Raw genomic sequence first — 17,776 nt, 5'->3', positions numbered from 1 at the left:
GTCTCCTAGAGGAGAGGATTTGAAAAGGAGGGCGGGCCCGGCGCCAACCGGGCCCGTATCACGTCAACCGGCGTCAGTAGGTGGCGAAACGCACCTTCAGGATCTGCGGGGCGGAGGTGAAGTTCAAGCCGTAGTCGGTCTGGTCGCCATTCCACAGGCGGTCGAACACCCACTTGCCGTCCTGGTAGTGCCCCTCCTCCACACTGGCCAGCATGAAACCGTTCTTGCCGGTCTTGGTGGTCTGGGCGAACTCCACCCGGGCGTGGTAGCCGGCCACCAGGTACTCGTTGGGCGCTAGCTCGGCGATCACCACGCCGCCGTTGAGCTTGTCGTTGCCCGTGGGCTTGGCATCGCCGAATTGCGGCATGCCATAGCTGATGGTGGCCTTATAGGGCCCGATGTCCAGGACGTTGCTGTGTTCCGCCGTCGGTTCCGACGCCCCCCACACCTTGCCCTTCAGGCTGAGGGCCGCCAGCTCGCGGTTCATGGAACCCAGCAGGCGGAAGTTCATGGCGAACGGTTCCAGGGATTCCGGATCGATTTTCGCCGCACCCAGCGGGTAATTCACATAACGGGTGTAATCGATGCCGAACGGGGCGAAGCCGATGCCCTGGTGGCCCAGCGTGGCGAAGATATAGCGGGCATAGACCTGGTCGTTGCCGGTCTCCGCCACCATCAGGGCGTTGTCCGGCCGCTTATACTGCTCCAGCGTCTTGGTATAGAACTCGTACCCGCGGTCGTAGATGTCCGGGCCGATCATGTCGATGTTGGGGGCCCCGGCCTTCCACACGTCCAGCACGTTCCAGGTCGGGCCGCCGCTGGAATAGGTGTAGGGGTCCTGGTCCTTGAACGCGTCGCGCAGGGCGGCGTTCACGTACATGGGAATGGGGTATTCGGCCTTGCCGGCGGCGGCCACCTGGTCGACGAAGCGGGCGATGTGCCAGGCGTGGAAAAACTCGTCGGCATCCTTGCCGAACACTTCCTTCCAGGTGCCCGGCTGCTTGTGCAGGGCCTTGACCAGGTCGTCCGGCACCTTGGCCTCGAACACCTTCTGCGCCTCGGGCCGGAAGTCACGCACGGCGCCGTAGGTGCCGGTCTCGTTCTCCACCTGCACCATGATGACGGTGTGCTGCGGATCTGCCTGCTTCAGATGGCGCATGAAGGCGACGAACGCCTTCTTGTCCGCCTCCAGCGTTGCCGGTGTCAGCGGCGACAGCGAATTACGCATCAGGCCCTTGGCATCGACCACGCGGGGGAAGCGGTCGTTGTTCAGCTTCACCCAGTCGGGCGCATAGGCGGGGCCGTTGTTCTTCCAGGTGCCGAACCACAGCAGCACCAGGTGCTTGTCATGTTCCCGCGCCTGGGTCAGCAGCGTGTCCAGGAAGCTGAAGTCGAACTGGCCTTCCTTGGCCTCGATCTGCTGCCAGGCGATGGGCATGAACAGGGTGTTGGCCTGCACCTGCTCCACCGCCGGCCAAACCTGCGGCAGCATGGCCGGCCAGTTGCTGGAGTTGTTGGCCTGGGCGCCCAGCACCAGATAGGGCGCGCCATCGACCATCAGGGCGAAACGGCCATCTTGGCGCACGAGGCGCGGCATCTCGGTAGTGTCGGCGGCGTGCGCGCCCACCGCCGGGGCCATGCCCGCCAGCACGGTGGCGGCCATCAGCATGGAGCGGCCCAGGGCCTTCGCCCCCATCAGGCGCGTGTCCAGAACGCTTGTCATCGGCAGGCCCTCCCAAGCCCGTATCTCTCTTATACATGGGGGAAACAGCCCTTGGGGGCACCCCCGTCCAACCCATCTTCCGGTATTTGTATGATCATGCCGGAGTGCAGGTGATCATACGCGTTAGCGTTACCAAATCAACGCGGGATGTCTGATACCGGTAACAGCGCGCCTCTGACTTTAGGCAGAAGTGCCGCGTGGTTCGGGGGAACCAGGCGGCATCGGGGCCAAAATCGCGCGACCGCCGGGCATGGCCCCTTGAGCGCACCACCCCCGGCTTCCCATATCAGCCGGGTTGGGGCCCCCAAGCCCCGCACCAAGGGGGATCAAGGGATGCCGACCCTGGACCGTACGAACAGCACGCTGGTGGTGGTGGATGCGCAGGGACGCCTGATGCCCGCCATCGACGGTGGCCCAGCCGTCATCGCCAACATCCGCCGCCTGCTGTCGGCTGCGGCATTGCTGGACATTGCGGTGCTGTTCACGGAACAGAACCCCAAGGGGCTGGGCCCGACCCTTCCCGATCTGACGCCCGATCCCGCCCGGGTGGTGGAGAAGATGAGTTTCAGCGCCGTGCCCGCACCGGGCTTCCTGGACCAGTTGCCCGACGGCCACGCCGTCGTGCTGACCGGATGTGAGACCCATGTCTGCGTGCTGCAAACCGCCCTGGGCCTGATCGACCTGGGCCGCAAGGTCCATGTCGTGGCGGACGCCGTGGGATCCCGCACGCAACCGAACAAGGATTCAGGCCTGGCGCGCATGGCGGGGCACGGCGTGGAGATCATCACCACCGAGATGGCGGTGTTCGAATGGCTGAGCACCGCGGCGCATCCGCGCTTCCGGGATGTCGCCGCCCTGATCAAATAAGCGGTCCCTCCCCCTTCGCCTGCCAGAGTCGCGAACTGTCACGTGACAGCGGCCGACCACCGTCGAAAGGCGGCCGGGATGCGATCTCGCATCGTCCCGGTCATACCGCGCGGCAGCACCGCCCGCGCCAGGCATTGCCGTGGCCGGCGGCATTAAAACGAGATCAGTTTGTGAAACCGAACCGGCAATCTTGCCCCGCGCACCGGGGGTGACGTCCGCTTGTCTATCATGAAATCCATGTCATAAAGCCCATTAACCAAGCTTCGATTTAGTCGCCGCTCAATCAATCAAAACGGCGAATTAATAGGGCCACCGAAATGACACGATTATTGTAAAATGGGCACTACAATACTAAAGGCATAGGGTCAACCTGCTTTATTTGCAATAAGGCATATTTCACCCTAACATTGTTCTTGCGACAACTTGTCACCCTTCCCCTTGGACCAAAGGCATGCATCGACCCTTTGGCGGCATTGAAATTCTCACGATCAAGCCATTGTAATTTATATATATTATAGCGGAATGCGCCCTCTTGGCCGCCACCCTTCCGCCACTGTTGGTGGAGCGTTTTCAGATGTCTTTCGCGCTCGCGTCCGAGCAGATTGTTTTGCGAACTCACTGAACTTATTTGCAAAAATATCACGCCATACTGTAAAAGACGGTAGCGGTAACATTTTTCATGGGAGCGCTAACATTCTCCCATTGCACGGCCGTTTGAACTCCCCTATGCATTTATATGACTACGGGATGACGTGCCAGTAAGGCTGCACCCGGGCCGCCAAGAGCCGCAGGGGAAACTCCTGCGGAAAAAGATAATCCAGGGAAGGGAAACGCCATGAGAAGGCCCCAAGATTCCTATCGTTCTTTCGTGCTGGCTGGCGCCTCCGCGCTGGTCCTGACCGCGTTCAGCACGGCCGCCTTCGCGCAGGCCCAGACCGCCGCCGCGGATGACGACCTGCAGGAAATCGTCGTCACCGGCCAGCGTTACGCCCTGTCCGACGCCAACAAGCGCAAGGCGGCGGCCGACATGATCCTTGACTCGATCTCGGCCGACGAGGCCGGCAAGCTGCCGGACAACAGCGTCACGGAAGTGCTGCAGCGCGTTCCCGGTGTGTCCATCACCCACTTCGCCGCCGTCGGCGACCCCGACCACTATTCGGTGGAAGGGTCCGGCGTCACGGTGCGCGGCCTGAGCCAGGTCAGCAGCACCCTGAACGGCCGTGAGGCGTTCAGCGCCAACGGCGGTCGCGCCCTGCTGTTCGAAGACGTCCCGCCCGAGCTGCTGGCCGGCATCGATGTGATCAAGAGCGGCTCGCCCGACGTCATCGAAGGCGGCATCGGCGGTTCGGTGAACATGCGCACCAAGCTGCCGTTCGACTATGACAAGGAAACGATCAGCGGCTCCATCTCCGCCAGCTACGGCGACTTCATCGACCAGACCCGCCCCGGCGGCTCGCTGCTGTACGCCAACCGTTGGCAGACCGGTATCGGCGAAGTCGGCGCCATGTTCGACGTCGCCTATTCCGACATCAGCACCCGCCACGACACCATCCAGGTCGAGCCGTACTTTCCCCAGACCTACCAGGGCAAGGACGTCTACGTCCCCGGTGGTTTCGACTGGCGCTCGGGAACCTTCGACCGCAAGCGCCTGGGCGCTTACGAAGCCCTGCAATGGTCGCCCAGCAACGACCTGACCTTCTACCAGACGGGCTTCCGCTCGGATTACTGGAGCACGTCGCAGGAAACCGGCGTCTACAACCAGGGCGGCGTCAACGTCAACGTGGCTGCCGACAGCGATAGCGTCTTCGGCAGCAACGGCGGCCTGCTGTCGTCCAATTCGCTAACCTCGACCACCAGTCCGGGTACCGGCGGTTCCGCCTCCATCAATCCGGGCTACACCGTCCAGCACAACGTCACCACCGACCTGTCGCAGGGCTTCAAGTGGACGCCGACGTCGAACTGGACCATCACCTCCGACTTCCAGTACGCGGTGTCGCAGTCGCAGCAGGAACGCATCGACCTGTTCTCCACGACGACGGTCCCGGGCTACGGCATCAACCTGACCGGTGACCTGCCGGTCATCACCGTCAACAACGCCTCCAGCTTGGCCAACCCGGCCAACACGTACTGGAGCGCCACGATGGATCACCTGGAGAACCACTACGGTCGTGAGTTCGCCTGGTCCGGCGATGCCGACTACCACGTTTCCGACAGCGGCTTCCTGCGTTCGTTCAAGGTGGGCGCCCGCTTCGCCGACCGGACGGAAAAGGACAACGTCTCCAGCTATAATTGGACCGGCCTGGACACCAGCCAGTCCCTGGTCAATGCCGCCGCGGCCGGCAACGCCAGCCTGTATTCCTTCAGCAACTTCTTCCGCGGCGCCACCAGCCTGCCGGGCGTGGCCTGGATCCCGTCCTGGTCGCTGGTGAAGGGGTATCCGGAGAACCTGAGCCTCATCCACCAGCTGTACGGCACGGCCGGCGACACCACCCAGCCGGTGACCTACAACGAGGCCACGGTCTCCCACACCAAGACGCGGACCGAATCCGCCTACATCATGGCCCGCTTCGGTGAAGACAACCTCTTCAGCAGCGGCTGGAAGATGAACGGCAACTTCGGCGTTCGCCTCGTGAACACCGAGAACAGCAGCTACGGCGCCATCCAGCAGCCGACCGGCCAGGTCATCTACCAGGGCCAGCTGATCGACCTGCCGGGCGGTTATTCCACCAACTCCGGTGGCCACAACAGCATGATGGCCCTGCCGTCGTTCAACATCCAGTTCATGCCGAACGACGACGTGCACCTGCGCTTCGCCGCCTATCAGACGATGAGCAACCCGAGCTTCAGCGCCATGAGTGCTGCGGGTAGCCTGAGCCTGACCACCGACACCGACCGCAATGTCAACGGCGCCACCGCGTCGTCGGGCAACCCGAACCTGAAGCCGCAGCTGGCCAACAACCTCGATGCCTCCATCGAGTGGTACATGCCCGACGGCAGCCAGGTTCACCTGGCCGGCTTCTACAAGCAGATCAAGGACTACATCTCCTACGGCGTGACGTCGGTGACGGAGCCCTTCAACCTGCCCAGCGGCGTCACCCCGATGACGGCATCGGTCAGCGGCTACTTCAACACCCCGGCCGCCTACATCAAGGGTGCGGAATTCGGCATCCAGAAGTTCTTCACCTTCCTGCCCGACCCGTTCGACGGCCTGGGCATCGACACCAACTTCACCTACATCTACAGCCGCAGCCCCGGCGACCTGTCCTACGACATGCTGGGCAACCGGATCACCGGCCTGCCGGTGGACCTGCTGTCGCGCTACAACTACAACATCACCGGCATGTACGAGAAAGGCCCGATCTCGGCCCGCTTGGCCTACACCTGGCGCAGCAAGTACCTGCTGACCCCGACGGCCAACGGCACCAACGGCACCTACACAAACAGCGCCGGCGACACCGTCGTCTACAACCTGCCCATCTTCTCCGACAGCTTCGGTCAGCTGGACGCGTCGGTGGCGTACAACTTCAACGACAACATCAGCGTCAGCGTGGAAGGCCAGAACCTGACCAACAGCGTCACGCACACGCTGATGGGTTACGGCAGCCAGCAGTACGGCCGCAGCTGGTTCGTGGCCGATCGTCGCTACACCATGACGATCCGCTTCAACTACTGATCCCGGCGACGGGTCAGCAGCAGCGTAGATGGAACCCCCGGCCTGTCATGGGCCGGGGGTTTCGTCCATTATGGGACTAGATCGGGCACCCACGGGTTGCCCCAAGGGAAGGTTCGCACCATGGCGCATCCCCAGGCCGCAACAGACCAAGCCCCGGTCAAGAACGTCCTGATCGTCGGCGGCGGCACGGCCGGCTGGCTGACGGCCGCCTATCTCGCCCGCACGCTGGCCATCTCACAGCCGGGCGGGGCCCGCATCACCCTGGTGGAATCGGCCGACATCGGCATCCTGGGCGTGGGCGAAGGCACCTTCCCCCATATCCAGCGCACGCTCAGCCGCATCGGCATCGACGAGTCCGTCTTCCTGCGAGAAGCCGAGGCCACCTTCAAGCAGGGCATCCGCTTCGACCATTGGCAGCATGCCCCCGGCAGCCCCGGCCGCGACCATTATTTCCACCCCTTCCAGACGGCGATGACGCCGCAGAACCTGGACCTGCTGCCCTATTGGCTTCTGGGGGCCGCCGGCAAGGATGTGCCGCTGGATGAGGCGGTGATCCTGCAAAAGCGGGTGGCCGACGCCGCCCTGGCGCCCAAGCGGTCGGGCGATGAGGATTATGCCGCGCGCCTGAACTACGCCTATCACTTCGACGCCGTGAAGTTCGCGCGCCTGCTGCGGATGGTCGGCATCGATCTGGGCGTGCGGCATGTCGTGGGCACGGTGGATGATGTCCGCCTGGATGAAAGCGGTGCCATCGCCGCCATCGTCACCAAGGAACATGGCGAGCTGTCAGCCGACCTTTACATCGATTGCACCGGCTTCCACGCGCGCCTGATCGGCCAGGCGCTGAAGTCGCCCTATGAATCCTGCCGCAAGTGGCTGTTCTGTGATCGCGCTGTCGCGATGCAGGTGCCCTACGACCGGCCGGACGCGCCCATCCCCTCCTACACCCGCGCCACCGCGCACGAGGCGGGCTGGACCTGGGACATCGGCTTGGAGAACCGCCGCGGCACCGGCTACGTCTATTCCTCCGACCACACCGACGACGCCCGCGCGGAAGAGGTGCTGCGGGGATACCTGGGCGCGGCTTCAGAAGGCAAGACCGCCCGCGCCTTCCGGTTCGAGGCCGGCTATCGCCCCAAACCCTGGGTGCGCAACTGCGTGGCCATCGGCTTGGCCAGCGGCTTCCTCGAGCCGCTGGAATCCACCGGCATCGTCCAGGTCGAGGTGGCGGCCGCCCTGCTGACCACCTTGTTCCCCTGGGCGGGCGAGATGGAAACGGCGGCGCGCCAGTTCAACCGGGTGATGCTGCAGCGCTATGAGCGCGCCATCGATTTCCTGAAGATGCACTACTGTCTGACACAGCGGACCGACAGCGCCTTCTGGCGCGACAACGCCGACGCCGCCACCGTGCCCGACAGCCTGGCCGACCTGCTGGACCGCTGGCGCCACCGCCCGCCCGACGCGCTGGACTTCGACCTCAACATCGACACCTTCACCGATTCCAGCTGGCAGTTCGTGCTGTACGGCATGGGATACAAGACGGACCTCCGCGCCAAGGCCGGCGCCTTCCGTTTCATGGACGAGGCCAAGCGGGAATTCGCCGCCATCCGCCAGCAGGCGGACCGCGCCCTGACCTTGCTGCCCCGCCATCGCGACCTGGTCGCGCAAATCTACCGCCACGGCCTGCGCCCGACCCGCGCGCCCTTGGCCGGCAGCCCCCTGACGAGCGGCATCGCCGGCCTGCCGCGCTAAACTCTCCCCCGTTTCATCCTTCGCTGACAGGCGACCGGCTGCACAAGCGTGCAGCCGGCGTCGGTGTTTGTGCGGATTCAGCGCGCTGCCCCCGCCGCCGCCGCGGACGGGCGCCCTTGCGCGCGCCATCGCCCCAGAGGCGATTGCCAATCCCCCGGCACATTGACCGACAGCGCGTTGCGGCAACATCCCTTAGTTGCTGAAACGCCTGGGCATTTTTGGCCGCGCCCAATTCCTTAACATTGGATGAAAGATTGCATGCATTTTTGATGTGAGCGCTAACATTCTTTGGTTGCAACTCCGCAAAAACTGCCATATGGATTTATATGACCAAGGGATGACGCGGCAATGTGTCCCCTTGTCAAAAACAGCCGTGCGCATAGCGCGGAATAATATAATTCAGGGAAGGGAAACGCGATGAGTCGCTCAAAAAACCCGTATCGTAACTTCGTTTTGGCCAGTGCTTCGGTGCTGTCGATGGGCGCCTTGTCGGCCGCCACCTTCGCACATGCACAAACCACCGCCGCCCCTGCCGACGAGGACTTGCAAGAGATCGTCGTCACCGGCCTGCGCAAAAGCATCCAAAGCTCGCAGGCCATCAAGCAGAACTCCGAACAGATCGTGGATTCCATCACGGCGACCGACATCGGCGCCCTGCCCGACCGCAGCGTGACGGAAGCCCTGCAGCGCATCTCCGGCATCACCATCCAGCGCACCCCCGACCCACGCGACGCCGACCGCATCTCGGTCGAAGGCGACGGCGTCCAGGTCCGCGGCATCAGCTGGGTGCGCGGTGAATTCAACGGTCGCGACAGCTTCTCCGCCAAGTCCGGCCGCACGCTGAGCTTTGCCGACGTGCCGTCGGAAATGATGGCCGGCGTGGACGTGTACAAGAACCCCTCGGCCGACCTGATCGAAGGCGGCCTGGGCGGCACCATCAACCTGCGCACCCGCCTGCCCTTCGACAGCGAAGATCGCATCATTGCTTATTCCGCCGACTACAGTTACGGCGACCTGGTCAAAAAGGGGAAGATGTCGGGCTCGGCGCTGTACAGCGACCGTTGGGACACCGGCATCGGCGAAGTGGGTGTGCTACTCGACGTTGCCGACGGCATGTTCTCCAGCCGCACGGACACCGTGTCCGTCAACCCCTTCCAGACCCGCACCGACCTGGTGCCCGGCCAGACCGTCCAGGTCCCCACCGGCTTCGGCTATCGCAGCCTGGAATTCCAGCGCGAGCGCAAGGGCGTGGTCGGCGCGCTGCAGTGGCGTCCCAACAAGGATCTGGAGTTCACGGCCCAGTACATCCGTTCTGAATCGACGGAAGAGTCGCTGGAGAACGCCATCGGCCTGGACTCCGGCACCGCCAACGGCCCGGCGGCCGGCACCAGCTTCAAGTACGATGCCGACGGCAACTTCATCTCCGGCACCATCGCCGATACGGCGGGCGGCACGACCAACAACCCCGACGTCATCGACAGCCGGTACGATATCAAGAATTCGGTCACGTCCGACTACTCGCTGCACATGAAGTGGACGCCGACCAAGAATTGGACGTTCAGCGGCGATGTGCAGTACATCGACGCCACCAGCAAGCAGCTGGACTTCACGATGTTCGAGGCGCTGACCAGCCCCATCCCGGCGGCCACGCTGACCCTGAACGGCGCCAACCTGCCGACCATCAACATTCCGGCGAACAGCGCGTTCATCACCAATCCCGCGAATTATTATTACAACGCGGCGATGGACTATCATAACAACAACGAGGCGCATGAGTGGGCGGAGCGTGCCGACGCCGAGTACACCTTCGACGACAATGACTGGCTGAAGTCCTTCCGCCTGGGTGTGCGTCACACGGAACGCAAGTCGATCACGCGCGAAACCAATTATAACTGGGGCGGGGTCGTCCAGACCTGGGGCAGCAACTTCCAGACGCTCGCCACCAGCCAGCCGGGTGCCGCGACCACCAGCGTGTGGAACCTGTCGGACTTCTACCGCGGCGGCGTCAGCGTCCCCACCAACTTCATCATCCCCAACGCCACATCGACCAAGGCCTATTACCAGGGCTTCGCACAGGCCGTCCAAAACCTGGCGACCTACAGCCTGGGCAGCGGTTGGACGCCGTTCAACGGCGACTATTCCAGCTTCAACGGCGGTGGTGCGGGCATCAACACCCAGACCGAAGAGACCACGGCCGGCTATGGCCTGCTGCGGTTCGAGCATGACGTGCCCTTCTTCGGCGGCAACAAGACGCTGGACGGCAACTTCGGCGTCCGCATCGTCAACACCGACGCCAAGGGCCTGGGCAGCGGTAACTTCGTCATGCCGACCGGCCTGACGGATGATCCGCAGGACCTGGCCTACCTCAACGGCGCCCGCACGGTCGTCAGCGGCGGCCGCAACTACACCGACGTGCTGCCCAGCGTTAACCTGCGCCTGAAGCTCACGGACGAACTGCAGTGGCGCTTCGCCTTCGCCCAGTCCATCGTGCGGCCCGACTTCTCGCAGTTGCAGCCGTCGATCAACATCGGCGGCACGCTGGGCACGCTCAATGGCTCGACCTGCGTGTCCGCCGGTGCGGCCACCACCGGCAACTGCGTCTATCAGTTCACGGGCGCCGCCGGTAACCCGAACCTGAAGCCCATGCAGTCCAACCAGTTCGACACGTCCATCGAATGGTACTTCGCGCCGACGGGCAGCATCACCGCCGCCCTGTTCAACAAGGACGTGTTCAACTTCATCACCACGTCGCCGGCCTACGTGAACTTCACCAACAACGGCGTGACCCGTCCGGTCCTGGTGTCGCAGCCCTATAACGCCGGCCAGGGCAACATCCGCGGCTTCGAGTTCGACTACACCCAGTTCTACGACTTCCTGCCCGGCCTGCTGAGCGGCCTGGGCTTCCAGGGCAACGTGACCTTCGTGCAGAGTGAGGGCGCGCGCAACGCCGCAGCCAATCCCTACGACAGCACCCAGGTCAGCAACGTCAACCTGACCAACGTCAGCATGCCGTTGGAAGGCATGTCGAAGTGGAGCTACAACCTGGCCGGCATCTACCAGTACGGCCCGGTGGAGGTGCGCCTGGCCTACAACTGGCGTCAGCGCTACCTGCTGACCACGTCGGCGGCCAACATCAACATCCCGGCCTGGGCCGACGACTACGGCCAGTTGGACGCCTCCGCCTTCTACACCGTCAACAAGTACCTGAAGGTGGGCGTGGAAGCGGCCAACCTCACCGACTCCCAGACCCGTATCCTGGTGGGTTATCCCGGACACCTGACCTTCCACAACTGGGTCGATGCCGACCGGCGCTACGCCTTCGTCGTCCGCGGCAGTTTCTAAGGTCAGGTCAGTACCCCGCGGGCCAGCCGCCCATCCCATCTTCACCGGATGGGCGGCCCCTTCGGGTTTTCTCTTGGCGAAACTTCATGGCGGCTGGCGCAGGGGGCCCGTCCGGGAAACCGGCGGATGCCCATGTTCCGCCGCCTTTTGTTCAACTACAGTGCGCTCATCAAAGCGGCGCAGACCGCCAATCAGGGGAGACGGCATGATGACCGATGCGGCGAACGGCGCGCGCAAGATCGTGATCGTGGGTGGCGGCACCGCCGGCTGGATGGCGGCGGCCGTCCTGGGCCGCGTGCTGAAAGGCCGCTACGGCAGTGTCGAGCTGGTGGAATCGGCCGAGATCGGTACCGTCGGCGTGGGTGAGGCCACCATCCCCCCCATCCAGTTCCTGAACCACATGCTGGGCATCGACGAGGTGGACTTCATCCGCCAGACCCAGGCGACCTTCAAGCTGGGCATCGAATTCCGCAACTGGACGCGGCTGGACCACAGTTATTTCCATCCCTTCGGGCCCCATGGCCACGGCATCGAGGCCGTGTCCTTCCATCATTACTGGCTGCGCCAGCGGGCCATGGGGGACACCACGCCCATCGAGGATTACTCCCCGGCCACGGTCGCCGCCTATAAGGGCAAATTCCAGATCCCGGCGCCCGACGCCCGGCCGCCCCTGGTCTCCTACGCCTATCATTTCGACGCCGGCCTTTATGCCCAGTACCTGCGCGCGCATGCCGAACGGCACGGCGTGAAGCGGACGGAGGGCAAGATCATCCGCGTGGAACAGCGGGGCGAGGATGGCTTCATCGACCACCTGCTGCTGGAAAACGGCACGCGGGTGGCCGGCGACCTGTTCATCGACTGCTCCGGCTTCCGCGCCCTGCTGATCGGCCAGACCCTGCAGACCTCCTACGAGGAATGGTCGCGCTGGCTGCCCTGCGACCGCGCCCTGGCCGTACCCTGCGAAGGGGTCGAGGAGATCACGCCCTACACCCGCTCCACCGCGCGGGAGGCCGGCTGGCAATGGCGCATCCCGCTGCAGCACCGCATCGGCAACGGCTATGTCTACAGCAGCAACTTCCTGAACGATGATGAGGCGGCCAGCACCCTGCTGGCCAACCTGGACGGCAAGCCCCAGGCCGATCCCCGCCTGCTGCGCTTCACCGCAGGTCGCCGCCGCCAGTCCTGGAGCAAGAACTGCGTGTCGCTGGGCCTGGCGTCCGGCTTCATGGAGCCGCTGGAATCGACCAGCATCCATCTGGTGCAAAGCGGCCTGTTCCGCCTGCTGTCGCTGCTGCCCCGCGCTGGGTATGAGCAGGCGGCGGTGGATGAGTACAACCGCCTGACCAACCTGGAATACGAACAGATCCGCGACTTCCTGGTCCTGCACTATCACGCGGTGGAACGGGACGACACGCCGCTGTGGAACTACTGCCGCACCATGTCCATCCCCGACAGCTTGGCCCACAAGATCGAACTGTTCCGGGAGCGGGGGCGCATCGCCCGCTTCGACGACCAGCTGTTCGTGGAACCCAGCTGGCTGGCCGTCTTCCTGGGCCAGGGGGTGACGCCGCGATCCTACGACCCCATCGCCGACGTGCTGCCGGAGGATGAGGTCAAGGCCCGCCTGGCCCGCATCCGCGAGGCCGTGCGCCGTATGGCCGATGCCATGCCCACCCACCGCGCCTTCATCGAGCGCCATTGCCGGGCTGACCGGCCGGTGGCAGCATGACGGCCACCGGCTGACGGTCAGGAACAACGGGACGCCTCATGGCCACATCATCCGGATCCGGGGCGGGCAACCGCATCACCGTGATCGACGCCCTGCGGGGAACGGCGTTGGTGGGCCTGTTCCTGCTGCACACCATCGAGCATTTCGATTTCCTGCGCGGGCCCACCGATCCGCCAGCGTGGCTGAAGCCCTTTGACGGCGCCGCCAACGACACCGCCTTTTTCCTGTTCGGCGGCAAGGCCTACGGCATCTTCGCCCTGATGTTCGGCATCAGCTTTTCCCTGATCCTGGACAGCTGGTCGCGCAAGGGCGGCAACCCGAACGCCCGTTTCCTGTGGCGCCTGGCCGTGCTGGCCGCCATCGGCTGGGTGCACAGCCTGATCTATTGCGGCGACATCCTGGGCATCCTGGCGGTGATGGGCGCCCCCCTGGTGCTGCTGCATCGCATGGGCGACCGGGCGCTGCTGGTCCTGGCGGCGGTGCTGCTGATCCAGCCGCCCACCCTGTGGCTGGTGGAAGGCCTGCTGAGCGGGCGCCTGCCGCCGCCGCCCCTCCCCTTCCATTGGTCGGTCTATGAGCGCCTGACCCCCATTTATGCCGATGGCGGCCTTATCGACGTGGTGAAGGCCAACCTGTGGGACGGCCTGCTGGCCCGCACCTTCTTCACCCTCGAGACCGGGCGTTATCTTCAGATGATGGGCCTGTTCCTGGTGGGCGTGGTAGTGGGACGCAACCGCGTGCTGGAACGCCCCGACCAGCACCGCCGCCTGCTGCAAGGCGTCCTGGCCGGCGGCGCCCTGGCCTTCACCGTGTTCTATCCCCTGAAGCGCCTGGCGGATGGGGCCGGCCTGCCCATGACCACCCACATCGAGGTGGCGGGCCTGGCCGGGGCCTATTGCGGCCTGGCGCAAATGGCCATCTGGGCCAGCGGCTTCGTCCTGCTGTATCCCCGCCTGCAAGGCCTGGCGCCCATCCGCGCCCTGGCCTCCTTCGGGCGCATGAGCCTGACGTGCTACGTCAGCCAGGCCCTGGTCTTCGTGCCGCTGTTCTACGGCTTCGGCCTGGGGCTCTACCGTTTCATGGGGCCGTTCTACAGCGTCAGCGCCGGTATCGTCTTCGTCGCCCTGCAATGCGCCCTGGCGCACTGGTGGCTGCGCCACTATCGCTACGGCCCGCTGGAATGGCTGTGGCGCGCCGCCACCTTCCGTACCCTGGGCCTGCCCTTGCGCCACGCCCCCCGGCCGGCGCTGGCGGACGCGGCATAAGAAAAAGGCCCCGGAATACCTACCCCGAGGCCTTTGTCATTCAAAACCAGCCGGCGATCACTTCGCCTCGGCCAGCGCCTTTTCCACCACCTTCTCGGCCTGCGGGTCCAGGGCGGCATAGCCCGCCGGCGTCGGGTGCACGCCGTCGGAGGCCAAGCCGGGCTTGAAGTCGCCCTTGTCGTCACCGACGCTGTCCTTGTAGTCGACATACAGGGCGCCGACCTTGGCGGCGTAGTCCTTCAGCCAGGCGTTATGGGCGGCAATCTTGGGCGCCGGATCCAGGCCGGGGCGCCATTTGAAGTCCACCGCCGGGGGGATGCCGGCCAGGATCACCTTGATGTGATGGGCCTGCGCCAGTTCCACCATGCTCATGATGTTGTTCTTCAGCTGCTGCGGCGAGACCGGCCCCAAATTCTGGGCCAAGTCGTTGGTGCCGGCCATGATGTGGACGACCTTGGGGTGCAGGTCGATGACGTCCTGGCGGAAACGCATCAGCATCTGGGCCGTGGTCTGGCCGCTGATGCCACGGCCCACCCAGCCGGGCTTGAAGAAATCAGGCGTCTTTTCCACCCACAGCTGGGTGATGCTGTCGCCCATGAACACCACCTTGACGGAGCCCGGCGTGGCCAACAGCTTCTCGTTATCGGCGGCGTAGCGGTTCAGATAGGCCGGGTCGTTGTGCAAACGATCCTCCTCTTCCTGGTGCCACTTGGCGATCTGCTCGGCACTGGGCGGCTGCTCATCGGCCGCCAGGGCGATGCGGCTGGTCATCAGGCCGGTGAGGGCCAGGGCCACGGCCATCACCGCGTGCTTGCTGCGTTTGTTCATTGGATCATCCTCCCTGGGATTTGCTTGGAATGGAAAGGGTCACGGGCCGGGGCAGATGGACCCGGCCGGGTCGGCGGACAAACGCACGGCGGCCAGGGACAGGCGCAGCGTGCCCCGGGTCCCCAGCGCAAAGGGTGCCGTGACCTGCGACAGGTCGGCCCCCGCCTGCTTGAAGCAGGACAGCTTCACTTTCAGGGTCTGCCATTGCCCCACGGGCGCCGCCTTCAGCACGGCCGTCACGTCCAGGGCACCCGGGCCACCAGGCTCCCGGCCGGCCGTCAGCAGCACGGCGGCCGAGGGCGCCTCATCCACGCGATACTCGATCTGCAAGGACAGGGCGCCATTGGCCTGGCGCGTCAGATCCAGCGTCGTGCCGGTGACAGCGACGGCAGCATCGGCCTTGCCCAGCCAGGTGAACTGGCGGCCGGCCGCCTGCACGCCGCCGGCGTCCACCGGATGTACGGTCAATGCGCCCGCCACGGACGCGGCACCGCCGTCCCCGGCGACCGGCACCACGGCGGCACCCTGGCGCAGGACGAATCCCCACGGCGCCGGGTTGCGGCCACGCACGAAATAGCTGTCGATGTTGGCGACAGCCGCGTCCACGCCGGACACCTCCGGCAGGGTCGCCACCTCCGTCGGCTTGGCATCGGCGTAGCGCAGGCCATAGCCATAAGCGAACAGGGGGTCGTAGGGCTGCTTGCCGCGTACCAGGCCGGTTTGCGCCGCCGATTTGGGCCAGGAGAAGGATAGCTTGCCGGTGAAGTCATAACGCGGGTGGCCGGTCGTATCGCCCACCAGCACATCGGCCACGCCGCCGCCCTCCGAGCCCGGGAACCAGGCGGCGACGAAGGCGTCCGACGCGTTGATCTCCGGGTTCACCCACAGGGGCCGGCCGGACAGGAAGACGGACACCACCGGAATGCCCTCGGCCTTCAGCTTCTTCAGCAACGCCAGATCCGGCTTGTCGCCCGGCTGGTATTCCAGGCTGGGCAGGTCGCCCTGGAACTCGGCATAGGGATGTTCGCCGAACACCACCACCGCCACGTCGGGGGTGAGGATGTAACTGCCGTCGCGGCTGAATTCCGCACTGCCGCCCTCTTCCTGCGCCACCTGGCGCAAGCCGTCGAAGATGGATTGGCCGTTGGGGAAATCGCTGTTCTTGTTGCCGGTGCCCTGCCAGGACAGGGTCCAGCCGCCGGACTGGTGGCCGATGTCGTCCGCCGCCTCCCCCACCACCAGGATGCGCGACTTGCCCTTCAGCGGCAGGATGGCGCCGTTGTTCTTCAGCAGCACCAGGGACTTGCGCACCGCCTCGCGCGCCAGGGCGCGATGGTCGAGGGCGGCGATCACGCCGTCGCGCAGTTCCCACGGTCGGTCGGCCTCGAACAGTCCCAGCTTGACCTTCACCCGCAGGATGCGGCGCACGGCGTCGTCGATGCGCGCCGGGGGGATTTGCCCCGCCTTCACCTGGGCGACGGTGTTGATGAACAGCGCCTTCCAGTCGTTGGGCGCCATGATCATGTCGATGCCGGCCAGGATGGCGGCGAGACAGGACTCCGCCGTACAGCCCGGCACCTGGCCATGGCCGTTCCAATCGCCGACGACGAAACCGTCGAACCCCATGCGCCCCTTCAGCACGTCGGTCAGCAGGCTCTTGTTGCCGTGCATCTTCACGCCCTGCCAGCTGGAGAAACTGGCCATGACCGTCATGACGCCGGCATTGATGGCGGCCGGATAGCCCGCGGCGTGGACGCGGATCAGTTCATCCTCACCCACATCGGTGTCGCCCTGGTCGATGCCCCGGGTGGTGCCGCCGTCGCCCAGGAAATGCTTGGCCGAGGCCGCGACGTGGCCATGTTGCAGCGCCTGGCCGGCACCGGGCAGTCCCTGCAGGCCCTGCACCATCTCACCGGCATACAGGGCCACGATCTGCGGATCCTCGGAGTATCCCTCATAGCTGCGGCCCCAGCGGTGGTCGCGCGGCACGGCCAGGGTGGGACCGAAGGCCCAATCGATGCCGGCGACCGCCACCTCCTGCGCCGTGGCGACGCCGATGCGGCGGATGAGGGCCGGTTCGTGGGCGGCCCCCAGCCCGATGTTGTGGGGAAACAGCGTGGCGCCGACCACGTTGTTGTTGCCGTGCACGGCGTCGATGCCGAACAGGATGGGGATGGGCGTGTGCCCCACCCGATCCGCCAGCGAGGCGGCACGGAAGGCGCGGGCCGTTTCCACCCATTTGTCGGCCCTGGCGCGATCCTCACCGCCCGCAGGCGGGCTGTCGCCACCGGCCAGGATGGAGCCCAGGGGATAGTCGCGCAGGTCGGCCGGCGTGACCGTGCCGATGTCGGCCTGGATCATCTGGCCGACCTTGTCCTCCACGCTCATCTTCGCCATCAGGCCGGTCACGAACGCCTCCGTCCGGGCATCGATCAGGCCCCGGCTTTTGGCGGCGGGCCAGAGGCTGGGGTGGGCCACACCGCGACTGTCGGCAACGGGTGGCGGCTGCTGCGGGAAGGCGGGGGGCGCGATCAACAGGGCGAACGCCAGGGATGCCAGAAGGGCCTTGGCCAAAGGAACCTTATGATGCGGCATGC

Annotated in this window: 9 protein-coding genes; 6 read left to right on the top strand and 3 right to left on the bottom strand. The window is 65.2% G+C overall.

Going from position 1 to position 17,776, the window contains the following annotated elements:
• Positions 1-73: 73 nt before the first annotated feature.
• Positions 74-1,723 carry a DUF5597 domain-containing protein gene (locus PW843_06095; protein ID MDE1146184.1) on the bottom strand — a complete coding sequence of 550 codons (1,650 nt, stop codon included), beginning with the start codon at positions 1,721-1,723 and terminating at the stop codon, positions 74-76.
• A 333-nt stretch (positions 1,724-2,056) separates the two neighbouring features.
• On the opposite strand from PW843_06095, the gene PW843_06090 reads away from it, so the two are divergent.
• The 6 genes from PW843_06090 (at position 2,057) to PW843_06065 (ending at position 14,351) form a co-directional block, all read left to right on the top strand.
• Complete coding sequence (locus PW843_06090; protein MDE1146183.1) at positions 2,057-2,590, top strand: isochorismatase family protein; 534 nt, start codon at positions 2,057-2,059, stop codon at positions 2,588-2,590.
• Positions 2,591-3,425: 835 nt separating this feature from the next.
• On the top strand, positions 3,426-6,263 hold the full coding sequence (locus PW843_06085; GenBank protein ID MDE1146182.1) for a TonB-dependent receptor: 2,838 nt from the start codon (positions 3,426-3,428) through the stop codon (positions 6,261-6,263).
• A gap of 120 nt (positions 6,264-6,383) precedes the next feature.
• Positions 6,384-8,015, top strand: a complete 1,632-nt coding sequence (locus PW843_06080) for a tryptophan 7-halogenase (protein MDE1146181.1) — start codon at positions 6,384-6,386, stop codon at positions 8,013-8,015.
• Positions 8,016-8,432: 417 nt separating this feature from the next.
• Positions 8,433-11,357, top strand: coding sequence for a TonB-dependent receptor (locus tag PW843_06075; protein ID MDE1146180.1), 2,925 nt, complete (start codon positions 8,433-8,435; stop codon positions 11,355-11,357).
• A gap of 205 nt (positions 11,358-11,562) precedes the next feature.
• A complete protein-coding gene (locus PW843_06070; protein MDE1146179.1) occupies positions 11,563-13,086 on the top strand; it encodes a tryptophan 7-halogenase in 1,524 nt (507 codons plus the stop codon).
• A gap of 38 nt (positions 13,087-13,124) precedes the next feature.
• Entirely contained in the window at positions 13,125-14,351 is a 1,227-nt protein-coding gene (locus PW843_06065; protein ID MDE1146178.1) for a DUF418 domain-containing protein, read from the top strand.
• Between the two features lie 57 nt (positions 14,352-14,408).
• Here PW843_06065 and PW843_06060 read toward each other — a convergent pair whose 3' ends face one another.
• Together PW843_06060 and PW843_06055 are read right to left on the bottom strand one after the other, a co-directional pair.
• Positions 14,409-15,179 (bottom strand): SGNH/GDSL hydrolase family protein, encoded by a 771-nt coding sequence (locus PW843_06060; GenBank protein ID MDE1146177.1) that lies wholly within the window; start codon positions 15,177-15,179, stop codon positions 14,409-14,411.
• Positions 15,180-15,218: 39 nt separating this feature from the next.
• Positions 15,219-17,774: an exo 1,3/1,4-beta-D-glucan glucohydrolase gene (locus PW843_06055; GenBank protein ID MDE1146176.1), complete on the bottom strand. Its 2,556-nt coding sequence runs from the start codon at positions 17,772-17,774 to the stop codon at positions 15,219-15,221.
• Positions 17,775-17,776 lie beyond the last annotated feature (2 nt).

It is taken from the genome of Azospirillaceae bacterium (genome assembly GCA_028283825.1).
In the GTDB taxonomy this organism is placed as follows: Bacteria; Pseudomonadota; Alphaproteobacteria; order Azospirillales; family Azospirillaceae; genus Nitrospirillum.
The sequence above is the reverse complement of the archived record's forward strand: the minus strand, read 5'-3'. Positions and strand labels throughout refer to the sequence as shown.

Bases quoted from the DNA above. Each gene is read 5' to 3' on its own strand.
- PW843_06095 (MDE1146184.1), bottom strand. From the start codon at position 1,723: ATGACAAGCGTTCTGGACACGCGCCTGATGGGGGCGAAGGCCCTGGGC.
- PW843_06090 (MDE1146183.1), top strand. From the start codon at position 2,057: ATGCCGACCCTGGACCGTACGAACAGCACGCTGGTGGTGGTGGATGCG.
- PW843_06085 (MDE1146182.1), top strand. From the start codon at position 3,426: ATGAGAAGGCCCCAAGATTCCTATCGTTCTTTCGTGCTGGCTGGCGCC.
- PW843_06080 (MDE1146181.1), top strand. From the start codon at position 6,384: ATGGCGCATCCCCAGGCCGCAACAGACCAAGCCCCGGTCAAGAACGTC.
- PW843_06075 (MDE1146180.1), top strand. From the start codon at position 8,433: ATGAGTCGCTCAAAAAACCCGTATCGTAACTTCGTTTTGGCCAGTGCT.
- PW843_06070 (MDE1146179.1), top strand. From the start codon at position 11,563: ATGATGACCGATGCGGCGAACGGCGCGCGCAAGATCGTGATCGTGGGT.
- PW843_06065 (MDE1146178.1), top strand. From the start codon at position 13,125: ATGGCCACATCATCCGGATCCGGGGCGGGCAACCGCATCACCGTGATC.
- PW843_06060 (MDE1146177.1), bottom strand. From the start codon at position 15,179: ATGAACAAACGCAGCAAGCACGCGGTGATGGCCGTGGCCCTGGCCCTC.
- PW843_06055 (MDE1146176.1), bottom strand. From the start codon at position 17,774: ATGCCGCATCATAAGGTTCCTTTGGCCAAGGCCCTTCTGGCATCCCTG.